Annotated in this window: 17 protein-coding genes; 7 read left to right on the top strand and 10 right to left on the bottom strand. The window is 72.7% G+C overall.

Annotated features, from left to right (window positions below; translation table 11 throughout):
- Window positions 1-2: 2 nt before the first annotated feature.
- The 5 genes from ABZX11_RS16125 to rpe form a co-directional block, all read right to left on the bottom strand.
- The gene (locus tag ABZX11_RS16125; RefSeq protein ID WP_354913626.1) at window positions 3-446 is read right to left on the bottom strand and encodes a PH domain-containing protein; all 444 of its coding nucleotides are present in this window, start codon (window positions 444-446) and stop codon (window positions 3-5) included.
- A complete protein-coding gene (gene ribH / locus ABZX11_RS16120; RefSeq protein ID WP_176176252.1) occupies window positions 443-949 on the bottom strand; it encodes a 6,7-dimethyl-8-ribityllumazine synthase in 507 nt (168 codons plus the stop codon). The genes ABZX11_RS16125 and ribH overlap by 4 nt, the downstream gene beginning before the upstream one ends.
- Window positions 946-2,274, bottom strand: coding sequence for a bifunctional 3,4-dihydroxy-2-butanone-4-phosphate synthase/GTP cyclohydrolase II (locus tag ABZX11_RS16115; protein WP_354913623.1), 1,329 nt, complete (start codon window positions 2,272-2,274; stop codon window positions 946-948). The genes ribH and ABZX11_RS16115 overlap by 4 nt, the downstream gene beginning before the upstream one ends.
- Complete coding sequence (locus tag ABZX11_RS16110; RefSeq protein ID WP_176176250.1) at window positions 2,271-2,906, bottom strand: riboflavin synthase; 636 nt, start codon at window positions 2,904-2,906, stop codon at window positions 2,271-2,273. The genes ABZX11_RS16115 and ABZX11_RS16110 overlap by 4 nt, the downstream gene beginning before the upstream one ends.
- 93 nt (window positions 2,907-2,999) lie before the next feature.
- On the bottom strand, window positions 3,000-3,671 hold the full coding sequence (gene rpe, locus ABZX11_RS16105) for a ribulose-phosphate 3-epimerase (protein WP_176178288.1): 672 nt from the start codon (window positions 3,669-3,671) through the stop codon (window positions 3,000-3,002).
- 122 nt (window positions 3,672-3,793) lie between these two features.
- Here rpe and ABZX11_RS16100 point away from each other — a divergent pair, with 122 nt between their 5' ends.
- From ABZX11_RS16100 to ABZX11_RS16085, 4 genes are all read left to right on the top strand, one after another.
- Window positions 3,794-4,993 carry a histidine kinase gene (locus ABZX11_RS16100; protein WP_176176249.1) on the top strand — a complete coding sequence of 400 codons (1,200 nt, stop codon included), beginning with the start codon at window positions 3,794-3,796 and terminating at the stop codon, window positions 4,991-4,993.
- Window positions 4,990-5,649 (top strand): response regulator transcription factor, encoded by a 660-nt coding sequence (locus ABZX11_RS16095; RefSeq protein ID WP_176176248.1) that lies wholly within the window; start codon window positions 4,990-4,992, stop codon window positions 5,647-5,649. Before ABZX11_RS16100 ends, ABZX11_RS16095 begins: the two co-directional genes overlap by 4 nt.
- A 165-nt stretch (window positions 5,650-5,814) precedes the next feature.
- Window positions 5,815-7,209, top strand: coding sequence for an alkaline phosphatase (gene phoA / locus ABZX11_RS16090; RefSeq protein ID WP_354913620.1), 1,395 nt, complete (start codon window positions 5,815-5,817; stop codon window positions 7,207-7,209).
- Window positions 7,210-7,311: 102 nt separating this feature from the next.
- Complete coding sequence (locus tag ABZX11_RS16085; protein ID WP_254897255.1) at window positions 7,312-8,406, top strand: serine hydrolase domain-containing protein; 1,095 nt, start codon at window positions 7,312-7,314, stop codon at window positions 8,404-8,406.
- A gap of 117 nt (window positions 8,407-8,523) precedes the next feature.
- On the opposite strand, the gene ABZX11_RS16080 is transcribed toward ABZX11_RS16085, so the two are convergent.
- The 4 genes from ABZX11_RS16080 to ggt all read right to left on the bottom strand — a co-directional run bounded on the left by ABZX11_RS16080 (window position 8,524) and on the right by ggt (window position 13,501).
- Entirely contained in the window at window positions 8,524-9,021 is a 498-nt protein-coding gene (locus tag ABZX11_RS16080; protein ID WP_176176246.1) for a flavoprotein, read from the bottom strand.
- Window positions 9,018-10,442, bottom strand: a complete 1,425-nt coding sequence (locus ABZX11_RS16075) for a transcription antitermination factor NusB (RefSeq protein WP_176176245.1) — start codon at window positions 10,440-10,442, stop codon at window positions 9,018-9,020. Before ABZX11_RS16075 ends, ABZX11_RS16080 begins: the two co-directional genes overlap by 4 nt.
- A complete protein-coding gene (gene fmt / locus ABZX11_RS16070) occupies window positions 10,439-11,365 on the bottom strand; it encodes a methionyl-tRNA formyltransferase (protein ID WP_176176244.1) in 927 nt (308 codons plus the stop codon). Before fmt ends, ABZX11_RS16075 begins: the two co-directional genes overlap by 4 nt.
- A gap of 339 nt (window positions 11,366-11,704) precedes the next feature.
- Entirely contained in the window at window positions 11,705-13,501 is a 1,797-nt protein-coding gene (gene ggt, locus ABZX11_RS16065) for a gamma-glutamyltransferase (protein WP_354913617.1), read from the bottom strand.
- 204 nt (window positions 13,502-13,705) lie between these two features.
- On the opposite strand from ggt, the gene ABZX11_RS16060 reads away from it, so the two are divergent.
- Window positions 13,706-14,506, top strand: coding sequence for a lysozyme (locus ABZX11_RS16060; RefSeq protein ID WP_354913615.1), 801 nt, complete (start codon window positions 13,706-13,708; stop codon window positions 14,504-14,506).
- 40 nt (window positions 14,507-14,546) lie between these two features.
- Here the strand turns inward: ABZX11_RS16060 and ABZX11_RS16055 are convergent, their stop codons facing one another.
- Complete coding sequence (locus tag ABZX11_RS16055; RefSeq protein WP_354913613.1) at window positions 14,547-14,843, bottom strand: hypothetical protein; 297 nt, start codon at window positions 14,841-14,843, stop codon at window positions 14,547-14,549.
- 130 nt (window positions 14,844-14,973) lie between these two features.
- Between ABZX11_RS16055 and ABZX11_RS16050 the strand changes: the two genes are divergently transcribed.
- Window positions 14,974-16,443 (top strand): hypothetical protein, encoded by a 1,470-nt coding sequence (locus ABZX11_RS16050; protein WP_354913611.1) that lies wholly within the window; start codon window positions 14,974-14,976, stop codon window positions 16,441-16,443.
- 29 nt (window positions 16,444-16,472) lie between these two features.
- Entirely contained in the window at window positions 16,473-17,879 is a 1,407-nt protein-coding gene (locus ABZX11_RS16045; RefSeq protein ID WP_354913609.1) for a hypothetical protein, read from the top strand.
- Window positions 17,880-17,993: the final 114 nt, after the last annotated feature.

Here is a 17,993-nt window from a genome sequence, read left to right as displayed (position 1 = left end):
CGTCAGCCGCCGGTGGCTGCGCGGTGCAGTTTCCTCAGTGCCCGCACCGCCTCCACCGCGCGGCCCCGGTCCACGGCCTGCACCGCCATCACCGCGTGGTACTCGTCGTCCGGCAGCTCCAGCCGCGCCCACGACGCTCCGTCCGGGAAACTCACCGACAGCACGTCGCTCCACGCGAAGCGGCGGGTCACCAGTACGTTCCGGACCTCGATGCCCTCGGCGTCCGCCCGCACGCGCGCGATCGCGAACAGCATCACCCCGCACGCCAGCAGGATTCCGATGCCCACCATCGCCGCCTGGTCGGAGCGCTGGAAGCGGACCCCGGTGTCGCCGTTGCGCAACAAAATCGCCACCACGACGAACACCGCCAGCAGCGCCACCGCCAGCACGCTGCACATGATCATCGCCCGGCGGGGGCGGATCACCAGCGAAGTCGCCACGCTCACTGGAAGCCCCGCTCGGTCCACGGCTGGCGCAGGCTCCGCAGCACGTGCGCGGAGTCCAGTGCCGCCACCGTCGCCTCGTAGCCCTTGTCCTCCTTCGAGCCGGGCCGGCCCGAACGGTCGACCGCCTGCTCGTGCGTGTCGCAGGTCAGGACGCCGTTGCCCACCGGGGTGCTCTCGTCGAGCGCCACCCGGGTCAGGCCCGCCGTCACCGCGTCGCACACGTACTCGAAGTGGGGGGTGCCGCCGCGGATGACCACGCCCAGCGCGACCACCGCGTCGTGGTTGCGGGCCAGCGCCTGCGCCACCACCGGCAGCTCGACCGCGCCGGCGACGTGGACGACCGTCGGTTCCTCCTCCAGCTCCGCTTCCTTCGCCGCGACCAGCGCCCGCTCCAGCAGGACGTCGGTGATGTCCGCGTTCCAGCGGGTGGCGACGATGCCGAGCTTCAGCGCCTTGCAGTCGGACAGATCCAGCTTGACGTCGGGACGGCCTTCGCCGCTCACAGTGCTCCTCCGTCGGGGTGTTCGGTGCGCACGCCGACCTGGTCGTAGTGCTCCAGCTGCGCCAGGTCGTGACCCATCCGGTCGCGCTTGGTCTTCAGGTAGCGCAGGTTTTCGGGGTTCGGCGAGATCGGCAGCGGCACCCGCCCGGTGACGCGCAGGCCGTAGCCCTCCAGGCCGATCCGCTTGGCCGGGTTGTTCGACAGCAGCCGCATGGTGCGGACGCCGAGGTCGCAGAGGATCTGCGCGCCGGTGCCGTAGTCGCGGGCGTCGGCCGGGACGCCGAGCGCGAGGTTCGCGTCGACGGTGTCCGCGCCGTCGTCCTGCAGCTGGTAGGCCTGCAGCTTGTGCAGCAGGCCGATGCCGCGGCCCTCGTGACCGCGGATGTAGAGCACGACGCCGCGGCCTTCGGCGGCGACCGCTTCCAGTGCCGCCTCCAGCTGGGGGCCGCAGTCGCAGCGCAGCGAGCCGAAGACGTCGCCGGTCAGGCACTCGGAGTGGACGCGGACCAGGATGTCCTGGCCGTCGCCGATCTCGCCGTAGACGAACGCGACGTGCTCGATGCCGTCCAGCAGCGAGTCGTAGCCGACCGCGCGGAACGTGCCCGCGGCCAGCGGGATACGGGCCTCGGCGACCCGCTCGACCTGCTTCTCGGTGCGGCGGCGGTAGGCGATCAGGTCGGCGATGGTGATGATCGCCAGGTCGTGGTCGGCGGCGAAGACCTCGAGCTCGTCGCGGCGCGCCATGTCGCCTTCGTCCTTCTGCGACACGATCTCGCAGAGGACGCCTGCGGGGGCGAGCCCGGCCATCCGGGCCAGGTCGACCGACGCCTCGGTGTGCCCGGGCCGGCGCAGCACGCCGCCTTCCTTGGCGCGCAGCGGCACGACGTGCCCGGGGCGCCGGAAGTCCTTCGCCGTGGACGCCGGGTCGGCCAGCAGCCGGATCGTGTGGGCGCGGTCGGCGGCGGAGATGCCGGTGCTGATGCCCTCGGCGGCGTCGACCGTGACGCTGTAGGCGGTACCGCGCGCGTCCTGGTTCGTGTGGTACATCGGCGGCAGGTCCAGCCGGTCCGCCTCGGACTCGGTCAGCGCCACGCAGACGTACCCCGAGGTGTAGCGGACCATGAAGGCCAGCAGCTCCGGCGTCGCCTTCTCGGCGGCGAAGATGAGGTCGCCTTCGTTCTCGCGGTCCTCGTCGTCGACCACGACGACCGGCCGGCCGGCCGCCATGTCGGCGATGGCCCGCTCGATGGCGTCGGCGTCGAACGCCGCGCCGCTGCCGCACGGGGTCCAGCCCGCTTCGGGTTCTGCCGCGCTCGTCTCACTCATGACCGCTCCTCCGTGCCGCCGCCGCTGTCCCGATTCTGCACCTGGTCGCGGATGTGGGCCTCGGCCAGCTTTTCCACGTACTTCGCTACCACGTCGACCTCGAGGTTCACCAGGTCGCCCGCTTCACGGCGGCCGAGGGTGGTCACTTCGAGGGTGGTGGGGATCAGGGCGACCGCGAACTGGTCGGCGCTGATCGCCGCCACCGTCAGCGAGACGCCGTCGACCGCGATCGAGCCCTTCTCGACCACGTACCGGGACAGGTGCGCCGGCAGCGCGAACGTCGTGACGCCGTTCTCGTCGCGGCCGAGGAACACGCCGGTCCCGTCGACGTGACCCTGCATGATGTGCCCGCCGAGCCGGCCGCCTGCCGGGGTGGCGCGCTCGAGGTTGACCCGGTCGCCGACCGCGACCTTGGCCAGGCTGGAGCGCTGCAGCGTCTCGTTGACGACGTCGACGGTGAACTCGCCGCCCGCCACCTCGACGACGGTCAGGCAGACCCCGCTGACCGCGATCGAGTCGCCGTGCCCGGCGTCGCTGGTGACCAGCGGGCCGCGGACGCGCAGCCGGGCCGCGTTCGTCAGCTGCTCGACCGCGGTGACTTCGCCGATCTCCTCGACTATGCCGGTGAACACGTGCGCTGCCTCCTCGTGAGCCGGACTCCTGCGCCGGTCCCTTCCATCCAACACCCGCGGCGGCCCGGTGGCTTCTCCGGTGCCGCTGCGAGGTCAGCCGGCCCGGCCGCGGGCCGCCTGCTCGCGCAGCGCGGCGACCGCCTTGCCCGGGTCACCGGCGCCGTAGACGGCGGATCCGGCCACGAAGCAGTCGACACCGGCCTCGGCGGCCTGCTCGATGGTGTCGGTGTTGATGCCGCCGTCGATCTCGACGATCAGTTTGAGGTGCCCGGTGTCGACCAGGCGCCGCGCGGTGCGGACCTTCTCCAGGACGTCGGCGATGAACGACTGCCCGCCGAAGCCCGGCTCGACGGACATCACCAGCAGCGTGTCGTAGTGCTTGAGCGCGTCGAGCCACGGTTCGAGCGCGGTGCCCGGCTTGATCGACAGGCCCGCCTTCGCGCCCGCGGCCCGCAGGTTCTTCGCCAGCGCGACGGGGTCCTTCGCGGCTTCGGCGTGCACCGTGACGTTGTAGGCGCCGGCCTCGGCGTACCCGACCGCCCAGCGGTCCGGGTCGTCGATCATCAGGTGGCAGTCGATCGGCAGGTCGGTGCTGTCGATCAGGGCCTTGGCCACGGGCAGGCCGAGGGTCAGGTTGGGCACGAAGTGCGCGTCCATGACGTCGACGTGGACCCAGTCGGCCCTGGCCTCCCCCGCGCCGGCCACGGCGGCGATCTCGTCGCCGAGCCGGGCGAAGTCGGCCGCGAGGATGCTGGGTGCGATCAAAGGTCGGTCTGCCACGTTCCGAGTGTAGGAGGACGGCGCTAACGGTCGCTAACCGGTTGTGACCAGGATCTGGCTCCGGAGAGGGAGGTCACGGTGCACCGGGTCGCCCTAACCTCGACCGCATGTCCGGATTCCTGGCGTCCCTGGCGCGGATCGGCAGCTACCGCAGCCTGCCGTACGCCGTCGCGTGTGCCGTCCTCACGCTGCCGATCTCCCCGTTCGCCTTCGCCGCGGCGGTCTCCGTCGAAGCCGATTCCCGCGTGCGGGCTCTGCTCGCCCTGCTCGCCATGGCGGTGCTGATGGGGCTGCTGGGCCTGCTGGGGCCGGTCCGGCGGCTCGGCATCGGCCTGGCGAACACCCTGCTCGGCACGGCCGTCCCGGCCCCGGACGGGCGACCCGACGCCGGTTCGCGGCTGCGTTCGGGACTGTGGCTCGCCCTGCACACGGCGTTGAGCGGCATCCTGCTCACCGTGCTCGCCTTCCTCGGCCTGGGCCTGCTGGTGCCCGCGGTCTGGCTGACCGGCGGCCAGGACACCATCAGCCTGTTCTGGGACGACGTCCCGCTCGGCGGGTGGACGGTCCCCTTCGGCGTCGTGCTGCTCTTCGCGGCGCTGGTGCTCACCGCGGGCGCCACCCGCGGGTTCCGGACCGGCGCGGAGGCGCTGCTCGGCCCGTCGGACACCGAACGCGCGGCGCAGGCCGAACGCCGATCGGCCGTGCTCGCCCAGCGCAACCGGCTGGCCCGCGAGCTGCACGACTCGATCGGGCACACGCTGACGACGTCGACCATCCAGGCGGCGGCCGCGGCCGACCTGGTCGAGGTCGATCCCGCGCAGGTCCGGCGCGCGCTCGGCACGATCGAAGAGGCGTCCCGGACCGCGCTGGAGGACCTCGACCACGTCCTGGGGCTGCTGCGCGACGAGCCGGCCGCGAAGGCGCCGACGCGCACGCTGGCCGAAGTCGACGTCCTCGCCGTGCGCGCCCGCGAAGCCGGGCTCGACGTCCGGCTGGCCGTCACCGGCCCGGTCGCCGCGCTGCCCGCGACGGTGTCGCGGGAGGGCTACCGGATCGTCCAGGAGGGCCTGACCAACGCGTTGCGCCACGCCGGTCCGGGCGCGGTCGAGGTCCGGGTCGAGGCCGGGCCGGAGCACCTCGGTATCGCCGTCGTCAACGCGCTGCCCGGCGACGGGCCGCGGACCGGGCGGCGCGGGCTGGCCGGGCTCGCCGAGCGCGTCGAGGCCCTGCGCGGCGAGCTCGACGCCGGCCCGGACGGGCAGCAGTGGCGGCTGCGCGCGACCATCCCGCTGCGGGCGGGCGTGTGACGCCGTCGGTGCTGCTCGCCGACGACGAGCCGCTGGTCCGCACCGGGCTGCGGGCGCTGCTGGAGCAGCAGGGCCTGCCGGTGGTCGGCGAGGCGGCCGACGGGGGCGAGGTCCTCGACGCCGTGCGGCGGACGCGGCCGGACGTGGTGCTGATGGACGTGCGGATGCCCGGCGTGGACGGCATCGAGGCCACCCGCCGGGTGCTCGGGGCGCTGGCGGACCCGCCGAAGATCCTGGTCGTCACCACGTTCGACAACGACGACTACGTGCACGAGGCACTGCTGGCCGGGGCCAGCGGGTTCCTGCTCAAGCGGGCGCGCAAGGAGGAGATCGCGCACGCCGTGCGGACGGTCGCGGCGGGCGAGTCGCTGCTGTTCCCGGAGGCGATCCGGCGGCTGGTGAGCGGCCGGGTCGCGGGCGGCAAGCACGCGCGGGCGGCGAAAACGCTGACCCGCCGCGAGGCCGAGGTGCTGCGGCTCATCGCCACCGGACTGTCCAACCAGGACATCGCGGCGGCGCTGGTGATCAGCCTCGAGACGGTGAAGACCCACGTCGGCAACGTCTTCACCAAGCTCGGCGCCGGAAACCGCAGCCAGGCCGTGGTCATCGCGTACGAGGCCGGGGTCGTCAAGCCGGGGCACCTCGCCGGTCAATAACCGACGTGCTCCCGATCACCCCCGGGAAGCCGTGAGTTCGGCCAGCGGCCACCCGGCGGTCACCTTCAGTCCCTCCGCGGCACACATGCGGGAGGACTAATAGCCCGTGTCCGAAATCCGGGCCGTAACCCCCGAGGTCCCCGAAGTTCGCGAATGAGGAGAAACATGGCTTCGCTGTTCGCCGGCCGCCGCCGGTGGCTGGTCGCGGGCGCGCTCGGCGCCGCGCTGGTCGCCGCCGCCCCGGTCGCACTGGCCACCAACGGTTCCGACAACGCCGACGCGCGGTCGTCCGCCGGCACCGGTGATCGCACCGCCGACGTCCGCGCCGCGATCCAGGGCGGCCACGCCCGCAACGTCATCCTGTTCATCGGCGATGGCATGGGCCAGTCGGAGATCACCTCCGCCCGCAACTACGAGCGCGGCGCCGCCGGCCGGCTCGCCATGGACGAGCTGCCGCTCACCGGCGACTACACCACGTACGCCGTCGAGAAGAACAACCCGGCCAAGCCCGAGTACGTGACCGACTCGGCCGCGTCCGGCACCGGCTGGGCCACCGGCACCAAGACCTACAACGGCGCCATCTCCGTCGACGCCTACGGCAACGATGTCCCGACGATCCTGGAGATCGCCAAGCGCAACGGCCTGCGCACGGGCGACGTCACCACCGCCGAGGTCCAGGACGCGACCCCGGCCGTGCTCGGCTCGCACGTGGTCAGCCGCGACTGCAAGGGCCCGGTCGAGACGACCGCGAAGTGCGCGAAGAACGCCAAGGAGAACGGCGGCAACGGCTCGATCGCCGAGCAGCTGGTTCAGACCCGTCCCGACGTCCTGCTGGGCGGCGGCGCGAAGTACTTCAACCAGACCGTGACGGCCGGCAAGTTCCAGGGCAAGACCGTCCTGGACCAGGCCAAGGCGGCCGGCTACACCGTCGTGAACACCGCGGCCGACCTGGCCGCGGCGAAGAAGGGCAAGCCGGTCCTCGGCCTGTTCGCCGACGGCAACCTGCCGGTGAACTGGACCGGCCCGGCGGCCGTGCACGGCGGCACCGCGCCGTCCCGCTGCACGCCGAACGCGAAGGTGCCCGCGACCCAGCCGAAGCTGGCCGACCAGACCCGCAAGGCCCTCGAGCTGCTGGACGACCGCCGCAGCGACAAGGGCTTCTTCCTGCAGGTCGAGGGCGCCAGCATCGACAAGCAGGACCACGCGGCCGACCCGTGCGGCCAGATCGGCGAGACGGTCGACTTCGACGCGGCCATCGCGGCCGGCGAGGCGTTCGCCCGCAGCCACCCCGACACCCTGGTGCTGGTGACCGCCGACCACGGCCACAGCAGCCAGATCGTCGAACCCACCGCCACCCCGGGCCTGACCGCGACGCTCGTCACCAACGAGGGCGCGAACATGACCCTGGCCTACGGCACGGCGGAGGCGGGCGGCTCGCAGTCGCACACCGGCACCCAGGTCCGCATCGCGGGCATGGGCCCGCAGGCGGCGAACATCGTCGGCCTGACCAACCAGACCGACCTGTTCGGCACCCTGAAGCGGGCGCTGAAGCTGCGCTGAGTGGTGGGGTGCACCCCCGGGCCGTCCCGGTGGTGCACCCCATACCCCCTGGTGCCCGGTCCCCCTAGCGTGGGGAAACACCGAGACACCAGGGGGTTTTCCATGCGGAAGTCATTGCGGGCGGTCACCGCGGGCACGCTCGTCGCGCTGCTCGCCGCCACCACCGCGGCACCGGCGCTCGCGGCCGTGAGCCCGGTCCAGGCGAAACTGGACGTGCTGACCGCCCAGGACGGCGTACCGGGGGCGGCGGCGGTGGTCCAGGACGGCAGGCGCACCCAGGTCACCCGCAGCGGCGTGGGCGACGTCGCCACCGGGAAACCGTTCCCGCGCAACGGATCGTTCCGCGCGGGCAGCGTCACCAAGACGTTCGTGGCGACGGTCGTGCTGCAGCTCGTGGCCGAGGGCCGGGTCCGCCTGGACGCGCCGGTTTCGCGCTACCTGCCGGGGCTGCTGCCGGACGGGCGGATCACCGTCCGGCAGGTGCTGCAGCACACGAGCGGGCTGTACAACTACACGGACGCGCTCGACCTGACCGACCCGGAGGCCCTGCGCCACCGCGGCGCCGAGCCGGCCGAGCTGGTGGCGCTGGCGCTGGCGCACCCGGCGCTGTTCCCGCCGGGGGCTCGCTGGTCGTACTCGAACACGAACTACATCGTGGCCGGGATGCTCGTGGAACGCGTGACCGGCCACGCACTGGACGCGGAGATCACCCGCCGCATCACCCGCCCGCTGGGCCTGCGCGACACGTACCTCCCCCGCCGCGGCGACGAAAAGCTGCCGTCCCCGCACGCGGTGGGCTACCTGCCGGTGAACGGGAAGCTGGTGGACTTCAGCGACTTCGACGCCACGATCGCCGGGGCGGCGGGTGGCCTGGTCACGACCCCGGCGGACCTGGACAGGTTCTACGGAGCGCTGCTGGGCGGCCGGCTCCTGCGCCCGGCCGAGCTGGCGGAGATGCGCCGCACGGTCCCGGCGGACCTCGGCCTCCCGGGCGCGGGCTACGGCTTGGGTCTGGGCAGCATCCCGCTGTCGTGCGGAGTGGTGTGGGGGCACGAAGGCGGCATCATCGGCTTCACGAACTTCGCGGGGGTGGGCCCGAAGGACCGGAGGGCAACGGTGGTGCTGAACGAGAACCCGACCTTGGCCGACACGAGCGAGCATCTGATCGCGGCTGTGGATGCGGCGGTCTGTTCGTAGGCCGGCGGCCCGAAATTGTCGGTGGTGGCCGGTAGCGTGGAAGACGGGGGGCGCCCCCGCGGGCGTGGCGCCGATTCAGCGCGCTCCCGGGTGAAGCCCAGCCGGCGCAATCGCGCCTCACGGCAGCAGGTCCAGGACCTCGGTCCACGGCCGCCGGACGTCGAGGCGGTGCAGCGTCACCCCGGCGCCCGCGAGCGTGTCGAGGTGGCGCTGCCACGCCGGGTGGTGCGTACGGGTGTCGTGGATCTGGTACGCCACCACCACGGTGATCCCCGGCGCGCCCAGCACGTCACCGAGCACCGTCAACGCCTGGTTGTCCGCGATGCCGAGGGCGAGCTTGGCGACCGAGTTCGCCGACGCCGGCGCGAACAGGAACACGTCCGGGTCCGGGTGCGGCCGCGGCTCGCCGGGCAGCCGGGACACGCTGCGGACCGGCAGGTCCGTGCAGGCGGCCACCTCGGCGAGTCCGCCGGTCGCGTCGAGCCAGCGGTGCGCGGCCGGCGTCAGCGTGATCGCCGGGCGCCAGCCGCGTTCGGCCGCCGGGCGGGCCAGCTCGGCGGCGAACCGGGCGTCCAGCCCGCCGCACGAGCTGGCCACCAGCCCGAGGTCCCTCACGGTTTGCGGAGCACGGCGCAGAACATCGCGTCCGTGCCGTGGCGGTGCGGCCACAGCTGGACGTACGGCCCGTCGCCGAGCTCCGGGACGCCGGGGAAGAACTCGCGCGCGTCCAGCACTTCGGCCTTCAGCCGCCGCGCCGATTCCGCGAACACGCCCTCGGTCTCCGCCAGGTGCGGCGAGCACACGACGTACGTCAGCACGCCACCCGGCCGCAGCAGCTCGTAGGCCGCGGCGATCAGCTCGCCCTGCAGCTTCGTCAGGTCCGCGACGTCGGACGGCTGACGGCGCCAGCGCGCTTCCGGCCGCCGCCGCAGCGCGCCGAGGCCGCTGCACGGCGCGTCGACGAGGATCCGGTCGTACCCCGGCTCCAGGCCGCTCTCGCGCCCGTCGGCGACACGCACCTTCACCGGCAACCCGCTCGTGGCCTTCTCGACGAGCTTCGCGCGGTGCGGCGCCTTCTCGACCGCGTCGACGGTCGCCCCGCTCAACGCGGCCAGCGCGCCGAGCAGCGCCGCCTTGCCGCCGGGGCCGGCGCACAGGTCGAGCCAGCGCTCGTCGGTGCCCTCGAGCGGCACCTTCGTCGCGGCGATCGCGCAGAGCTGGCTGCCCTCGTCCTGGACCGCGGCCAGCCGCTCGCGGACCGGCTCGGCGTCGGCCGGGTCGCCGGCGCCGGCGGGCAGGCGCACGCCGTAGGGCGAGTACGGCGCCGGGTCGCCGCCGGTGATCGCGGCGAGCTCGTCCGCGCTGATCTCGCCCGGACGGGCGACCAGGTGCACCTCGGGGCGCGCGTCGTCGGCTTCCAGCGCGGCCTTGAGGACGGCGCCCTTGTCACCCAGCGCTTCGGCGAACGAGCGGGCGATCCAGCGCGGGTGCGCGGTCCGCAGCGCGTAGGCGCCGATCGGGTCGGCCGCCTCGTCCGGCGCCAGCTCGTCGAGCCACGCCGCTTCGTCCTTTTCGGACACCTTGCGCAGGATGGCGTTCGCGAAACCCGTCGCCCACGAACCGGCTTCCGCGCGCACGAGGTCCACTGTGGACGTCACGGCGGCGTGCTCGGGGATGCGCGTGCGCAGCAGCTGGTAGACGCCGAGGCGCAGCGCGTCGAGCACCGCCGGGTCGGTCTGCTTGAGCGGGCGCTCGGCGCAGGACTCGATGATCGCGTCGAGCAGGCCTTGCGCCCGCGACGTGCCGTACGCGAGTTCTGTGGCCAGCGCCGCGTCCCGGCCGGTGATCCGCCGCTCGCGCAGCAGGTCCGGCAGGACGAGGTTGGCGTAGGCGTCCTTCGTCCGGACGGCGGCGAGGACGTCGAACGCGGCCTGCCGGGCCGGATCGACCTCCGGCGGGCGGCGCGGCCCTTCCTTGCGCGGTGCCGGACGGCCCCGCTGCGGCCGTGACGGGCGTCGTTCCCTGTGGTCGTTCACCGGAGGCGCTCTCCCTGGTCGATCCTCGTACCGCGCGCCCAGTCGGTGGCCGCCATCCGTTTCTTGCCGGGTGCCTGGACTTCGCCGAGCCGCAGCGGCTTGGTCGCCGTTCCGACCAGCACCCGTTTGCGCTCGACCACGATCTCGCCCGGCGGCGGGCCGGGTTCGTCGAGCACCGTGACCGGGCCGAGCTTGAAGCGTTCCCCGCGGAACTCCGCCCAGGCGCCCGGGTCCGGGCTGACCGACCGGATCTGCCGGTCGACGGCGGAGGCGGGGTCGGCGAAGGACACCCGCGCGTCGTCGACGGTCACCTTCGGCGCGTAGCTGACGCCTTCGGCGGGCTGCTCGCGCGCGACGAGGCTGCCGTCGGCCAGACCGTCCATGGTGGACAGCAGCAGCTTGGCGCCGGATTCCGCGAGCCGCCCGAGCAGCGCGCCGGCGGTGTCGGTGGCCCCGATCGCCTCGGTGACGACGCCGAAGACCGGGCCGGCGTCGAGTTCCTTGACGATCCGGAAGGTGGAGGCGCCGGTGATCTCGTCGCCGGCGCGGATCGCGGCCTGCACGGGCGCGGCGCCCCGCCACGCGGGCAGCAGCGAGAAGTGCAGGTTCACCCAGCCGAGCCGCGGGATGTCGAGGGCGGCCTGCGGCAGCAGCGCCCCGTAGGCGACGACCGGGCAGGCATCCGGCGCGAGCTCGGTCAGCCGCGCGAGGAAGGCGGGGTCACCGGCGCGCGCGGGGGTGAGGACCTCGATGCCGTGTGCATCGGCAAGGGCACCGACGGGCGACCGCACGACGCGGCGGCCACGCCCGGCCTGCGCATCGGGCCGCGTGACGACGGCGACGACCTCGTGCCGCCCGGAATCGAGCAGGGCACGCAGGGCGGGGACCGCCGGATCGGGAGTGCCGGCGAAGACGAGCTTCATCGGGCCTCCCCCGGCGGAAGCGGGGTTTCAGGTGGCTGGAACATCGTGGCCGAGTCTAGAAGGCCCGCCTCGACGGGGCGCGCCAGTGCCCCGATGTGCCGGTCGGCAGCTCGGGCGGGTTGTCCACGACTTGATCGCGATGTGGACAACCCGGCCGTCAGCGGGGGCTTTCCCGGCTTTTTGTCGGCGGCGCTCGATACGCTGGACCCGGGGGGCGCCCCCGGGGCCGACCCGAGCGGCTCAGCCCGCCAGGCGGGCGGGCGGAAGCCGCGGCCAGGTCAGCGACAGTCCGAGCGGCCGGCCCGCCTCACACCAGGCAAGGCGGGCCAAGCCGCCCACCTACCAGTTCGCCGGCCAAACCACCTGCGCCGCGCCCTGACCCCGCCGCACCGGCTCGGCCGCCGCCAGCCAGCGGCCGTCGCGCAGCCGCTCCACTCCCGTCGCCGCTCCGATCTCCGCCGGCGCCGTGGAGAACCCCTGGCCGCGAGCCTTCAGCTCCGCCGTCTCCGGCTGGTCCAAGAACGCCTGCTCCACCTGCGCCGCCGCCGAGTTGCGCTGCGATGCCCGCGGGGCCGCGATCGCGTTCTCCAAGGTCAACCCGCGGTCGAGGCGGCCGAGGAGCACCTGCAGCACCGTCGTGATGATCGACGCCCCGCCCGGCGACCCCGTCGCGAAGAACGGGCGGCCGTGGTCGAGGACGATCGTCGGGGCCATCGACGAGCGCGGGCGCTTGCCCGGGCCCGGCAGGTTCGGGTCCGGCACTCCCGGCGTCACCGGCGTGAACGAGAAGTCCGTCAGCTCGTTGTTCAGCAGGAACCCGCGGCCCGGCACGACGATGCCGCTGCCACCCTCCTGCTCGATCGTCAGCGTGTAGGCGACGACGTTGCCCCACTTGTCCGCCACCGTCAGGTGCGTGGTGTTCTCACCCTCGTACGGAGTCGGCGCCGCCGCGGAACCGGCAGCGCACGGCGCCGGGTGGCGGGGGTCGGCCGGGGCGACCGGGCTGGTCGCCGCCTTGTCCTTCGAGATCAGGCACGCCCGGGAGTCGGCGAACCGCTGGCTCAGCAGCTCGCGCGCCGGGACGTCGACGAACGCCGGGTCGCCGATCCAGCGGTTGCGGTCGGCGAAGGCGAAGCGGGTCGACTCCAGGAAGTACTGCAGGTAGTCGGCCTTCGAAACGTGCTTCAGGTCGAAGTTCTCGAGGATGTTGAGCGCTTCGCCGACCGTCAGCCCGCCCGACGACGGTGCCGGCATGCCGTAGACGTCGAGGCCCTCGTACCGCGCGTGGGTCGGGTCGCGCTCGATGGCGCGGTAGGCGGCGAGGTCGCCGGTGGTCAGCTTCCCGGGCCGGACGTTCAGCGTCGACGCCGGGTCGACCGGCGGCTTCTGCACCGTCTTGGCGATGTCCGCGCCGATCGGGCCGCGGTACAGGGCGTCGACGCCGTTGCGCTCCAGCTGCGCGTACGTGCCCGCCAGGTCGGGGTTCCGGAACACCGTCCCCGGCACCGGGGGCGCGCCGCCCGGCAGGTACAGCGAGCGCGTCGACGGGAACGCCGAGAAGCGCGCCGCGTTGTTCGCGATCTGCGTCTGGAACGTCTGGTCGACGACGAAGCCGTCGCGCGCGAGCTTCTCCGCGGGCTTCAGCGACTTCGCCAGCGACCGCGTGCCCCACTTGCGCAGCGCTTCGGCCCAGGTCGCGGGCGTGCCGGGAACACCGACGCTCAAACCGCTGGTGACGGCGTCGGCGAACGGGAGCGGCTTGCCGTTCTCGAGGAACAGGTTCTCGGCGGCGGTCTTCGGCGCGGTCTCGCGGCCGTCCAGGGTGTGCACGCGGTGGGTCTTGGCGTCGTAGTAGACGAAGAACCCGCCGCCGCCGATCCCGGCGGAGAACGGGTCGGTGACGCCGAGCGCGGCGGCGACCGCGACGGCCGCGTCGACGGCGTTCCCGCCGTCGCGCAGGACCTGCGTGCCGATCGCGGTGGCATCGGCGTCGATGCTGGCCACGGCACCCCCGAAGCCGACGGCGACCGGCGACTTCGGCGTGGGTGTGGCGGCGGTGGCGGGCACGGCGGCACCGGCGGTGAGCGCGGCGGCGACGGCCAGGACGAGCGTGGTGCGGCTCCAGTGCGCGGGCATGCGGGCGAGTCTGCCTCGTGCCTCGCCCCGCTACAAGACGCCAAGGGGGCCGATACACCCCTATTGTCAGCTTTTCACATGATTCAGGGGTTCGGGAAATTAAATCACATGGAGCAGTGACGTTCCGGTTCTCGCTGTAACACAATCGTGCGGCGCGGCCTGCACACCGCGCATCGCGAGGGCAACCGGAAGGAACAACCGAAGATGACTGCACCAAGACGGATCCGGCACCGCCTGCTCGGCGCCGCGCTCACGGTCTCGACCGCCCTGCTGGTGGTGACCGCCGGCACCGCCGGCGCCGTGCCGGAGACCGGCAACCACGAGATGGGTGCCTCGATCCGCGCCCACGACGGAGTGGCCCCGGCCGGGCTGGCGCCGGCGGCGGTGAACTCGAGCGTCCCCGGCATCGACGTGAGCTCTTACCAGGGCAACGTCAACTGGGCGTCGTACTGGAGCGCGGGCAAGAAGTTCGCCTACGTCAAGGCGACCGAGGGCACCGGCTACCAGAACGCGTACTTCAGCCAGCAGTACACCGGGTCGTACAACGTCGGCATGATCCGCGGCGCGTACCACTACGGCCGCCCGGACCTCTCGGGCGGCGCGGCGCAGGCGGACTACTTCGTCGCCCACGGCGGCGGCTGGTCGAAGGACGGCAAGACGCTGCCGGGCACGCTCGACATCGAATGGGGCCCGAACAACGCCTGCTACGGCAAGACGGCGTCCCAGATGGTGGCGTGGATCAAGGCATTCAGCGACGAGTACCACGCGAAGACGACCCGCTGGCCGGTGATCTACACGGCGACGAGCTGGTGGAGCCAGTGCACCGGCAACACGGGCGACTTCAGCTCGACGAACCCGCTGTGGGTGGCGCGCTACGCGTCGTCGGTGGGGACACTGCCGTACAACTGGGGCTTCTACACGTTCTGGCAGTACAGCTCCTCGCCGATCGACCAGGACACGTTCAGCGCGGACATCACGCGCCTGAAGGTGCTGGCGACCGGCTGACTTCAGGGGATGGGAGCACGCCTCGCGTGCTCCCACCCACTCACTTCGCATTCTTGAGCTTCTTTTCCAGGTCTTTCCTTGCTTTGCCAAGCTGCCCTTTCTTGACGGGCTGATCGAAATCATCAAGCCTGTCCCAGGGAACGACGTAGACACGGTCGAGATCCGGCGCGTAACCGCTCAGCGTCTTCTTGACCGTGCCAGCCACCAGCGCTTCCTGCACGCTCTTGTTGACCTGCGAAATCAGGACGAAGACCACCTCGTGGCCGGCCTGCGAGGTGAACCAGTCCTTGGAGAACCTGCAGCGATAGAAACGCCCGCTCACCACACCGTCCGCCATGTTCGGATTTCCCTTCTCCCGGCAGGAAACCGACCGTACGGCGCAAGCATCGCCCTCGAACGTTTTGCTGCGAAACCGGTGCACCCGATCGGCGGCGTTCCCGGCCGGCCCGGAACGTCAAAATCGAGCCATGCCACCGGCTCCGCGCGGACGACGGACCTCGCTCGGCGAAAACCGGGAAACCGATCCCTGGCCGCGGGTCGAACCGGGTCAGCTCGCGGCCTGGCTGCTCAAGATGTGGCGCCTGTACGGCCATGACGACCTCCTGACCATCCGGCAGCTGGCAACCTTGCTCCGGACCCCGCCCGTGGACAACGCCACCGTTTCCCGCTGGGAGAACTCCCGCGCCACCGTGCCGACGCCGGCCCTGCGCCAGTACGAGCGGCTCTTCGAGCTGCTGCCGGGAGAGCTGGTGGCCGTGGTCACCGCCCTTCGCCGGGAGCGGCCCACGGGTCGCCGGACCGCGCCGCGGTGCGGCGAAATCCTCGAGAAATGCGTCGGCCGCGATCCTGTCTCCGCGGCGGAATGGGCGGACCTGACGGTTTCGGTGACCCAGCCGCGACGCAAACTCGCCCGGCCGGTGTGGGACACGCTCGTCCACCGCCTGCTCACCGAGATGTGCCTTTCCGTCGGCTGGAGATATCTGCTCCGGCTTCCCGCACTGCAGCGAGTGCACCAGCACCCGGAAGGAGGCGCCGCACTCGTCGCGGCGACCGAAGAATTCGTCACCGAACCGGCCTGCCAGCTGATCATCGACCCGATCGCCTTGCTCGCGGCGAATCCGGCACCCGCGGCCTCCCGCCGCCTCCTCCGCCTGCTGTGCAAACCTCGCAACGACGCCGAGCAGCTCGGCGCGCTCCTGGCGTGGGCGGCCCGGCCGCCCGGTGCAGCCGACCTGGTTCGCCGTCTTGAAGCGATCTCCCGGGAGCTGTGCGCCGGCGTGTCGACCTCGCCGCCGGTCCGGGAAGCGGCTTCGGACCTCCTCGCGGCGTTGTTCCGGCACCGCACGAGCGCGCGTTCGGCGCCCCTGGACAGAACCGGGGAAGCTGCCTTCGGCCAGTTGCACGCCGCCTTGACCCGAGCACAGATCCGGCGTCACGAACACGATCTGCTCGGCCCGCGGATCCTCCGTCAGGCGCTGGCCAGCACCGACAGCGACCTGCGCATCCTCACCGTCAACGTCCTGCACGCGTCGCCGTTTCGCGGGCTTCTCGCCGACACCCTCTCGTCGACGCTGACCGGCGGCCATTTGCGGAGCGGCTCGGCGACCCACAGCGTGCTCGTGGACCTGCTGGGCAGCCTCGGCGAGCTTCGGCACCGCCCGGTCGTCGAGAGCCTGCTGCAGCGGGGCACGGTGCGGGACGCGGCGGCCGTGGCGCTGGCCCACCTCCCAGGGCGGACGGACCTGCGGCGCTGGCACCACGTGCTCACCGCGCACCCGGCCGGCGGGAGCACTCAGCGAGCCGTGCTCTACGCGGTCGGGATGAAAGGTGACTGCGACGGGCTGCGGCTCCTGCGGGCGCACGCTCCCGGCGTCCGGGCCCGCGCGAACTGGTGGCTGCGGCTTCCGGCCGAAGCCACGGCGAGTGCCGCCCTTTGAAGGCTTCCCGACTTATGCGGGTTCCGCGGGTGACGCGGGCGGCGGAAGACTCGGCCGCGTCGCCCACGACGTGGAGGGAATCCCGTGCGCCTGTCCGCTCTGCTCCCCCTGCTCGCCGCCGTTCCGCTGTTCGCCTTCCCCGGGGTGGCGCGGCCGCGCCCGGGTGCTTCGACCCCGCCGCCGCGCTGACCGTCGAGGAACAGCGCCTGACCGCTTCCCTTCCGGCCGGCGGCCCCGCCGTCGGCCCGGAGCTCGTCCGGCTGGCCGGGCTCGACCCGCTCGTCGCCGAGGTGAAACGCGACCTCTGCGCCGCCCGGACCCCGCGTCGCGCCGGACGCGTCGTCACGCAGGCCGGTGACCGGCTGTGGCGGACGGCCGTCGACCGCGCCCAAGGCCGCCGTCCGGATCTGGGGACACTCGACCGGTTCGACGACCGGCCGCTGTACTGGGCGCGGCTGCAGCTGAGCAGCGCGATCCGGCAGTGGCGGCCGTCGTTCGCGCTGCCGGACCGCGGCGCGCTGCTCACGGCGTTCGACCGGGGTTCGCGCGGCCTCGACGACGTCCGGTTCCCGCTCGGGAAGCCGCGGCGGGTCATGGTGAGCGGCTTCGACCCGTTCCAGCTCGACGGCACCGGCGTCCGGATCTCCAACCCGGCCGGGGCGTCCGCCCTGCAGCTGGACGGGCGCGTCCTGGACACGCCATCGGGCCCGGCGGTGGTGCAGGCGGTGAACTTCCCGGTGGTGTGGGGCTATTTCGACGAAGGCATCGTCGAAGCGGCGTACGGCGAGGCGTTGCGCGACCGCGCCCGGCGGCCGGACGTGATCATGACGATCAGCCAGGGCCGTCCGGGGCGGTTCGACATCGAGCGCTGGGCCGGTGCCTGGCGCGGCGGTTTCCCGGACAACAACAACGCCTCGGTGACGGGCGGCGTCCCGCCGGCGGCGGGCTGGCCGCAGCCGGACGTCCAGTTCATCGAGACGACGTTGCCGTATTCGCGGATGCTCGAGGTGACGGGCGCCTACCCGGTCAATTTCAACCAGGCGTTCTGCGTGTGGCCGGACGCGTCGCACCCGGGCGCCGGGACACCGGTGTGCCGATCGGACGCCCCGGCACCCGGGGAAATCGCGGCTTCGGGCGGTGGCGGGAACTACCTGTCCAACGAATCGATGTACCGCAGCAATCGGCTGCGTCTCGGCCTCGGCCTGACGACCCTGCCGGGCGGTCACCTGCACACCCCGGTGCTGGGCCAGCCGGCAGCTCCGGAAGCGTTGACGGACAACGACTTCGAGGCCCGGCGGCAGGCGATCGCGGGCGAGGTGGTCTCGCTGGTGACGGCCGCCGCCGAGGGGGTGCGGGCTCCGGCCGCCCCGCCGCACCCCGCGGAATCCCCGCGCGCCGCAATGGAATCCCTCCCGGGCACGGTTCTCCCCCGCTGATGCCCTTACGCGTGATGCCCTTCTGATCACGCGAGATTCCCCTCCGGCCACGTGAGATGCGCGCCCGGTCACGCGAATGCGGAGTTCCGCCCGCGAACCGTTGTGCGGCAAAGG

This window comes from Amycolatopsis sp. NPDC004169 (assembly GCF_040610315.1).
GTDB lineage: Bacteria > Actinomycetota > Actinomycetes > Mycobacteriales > Pseudonocardiaceae > Amycolatopsis.
Note: the sequence above shows the minus strand (reverse complement) of the source record. Positions and strands in the feature narration are given on the sequence as shown.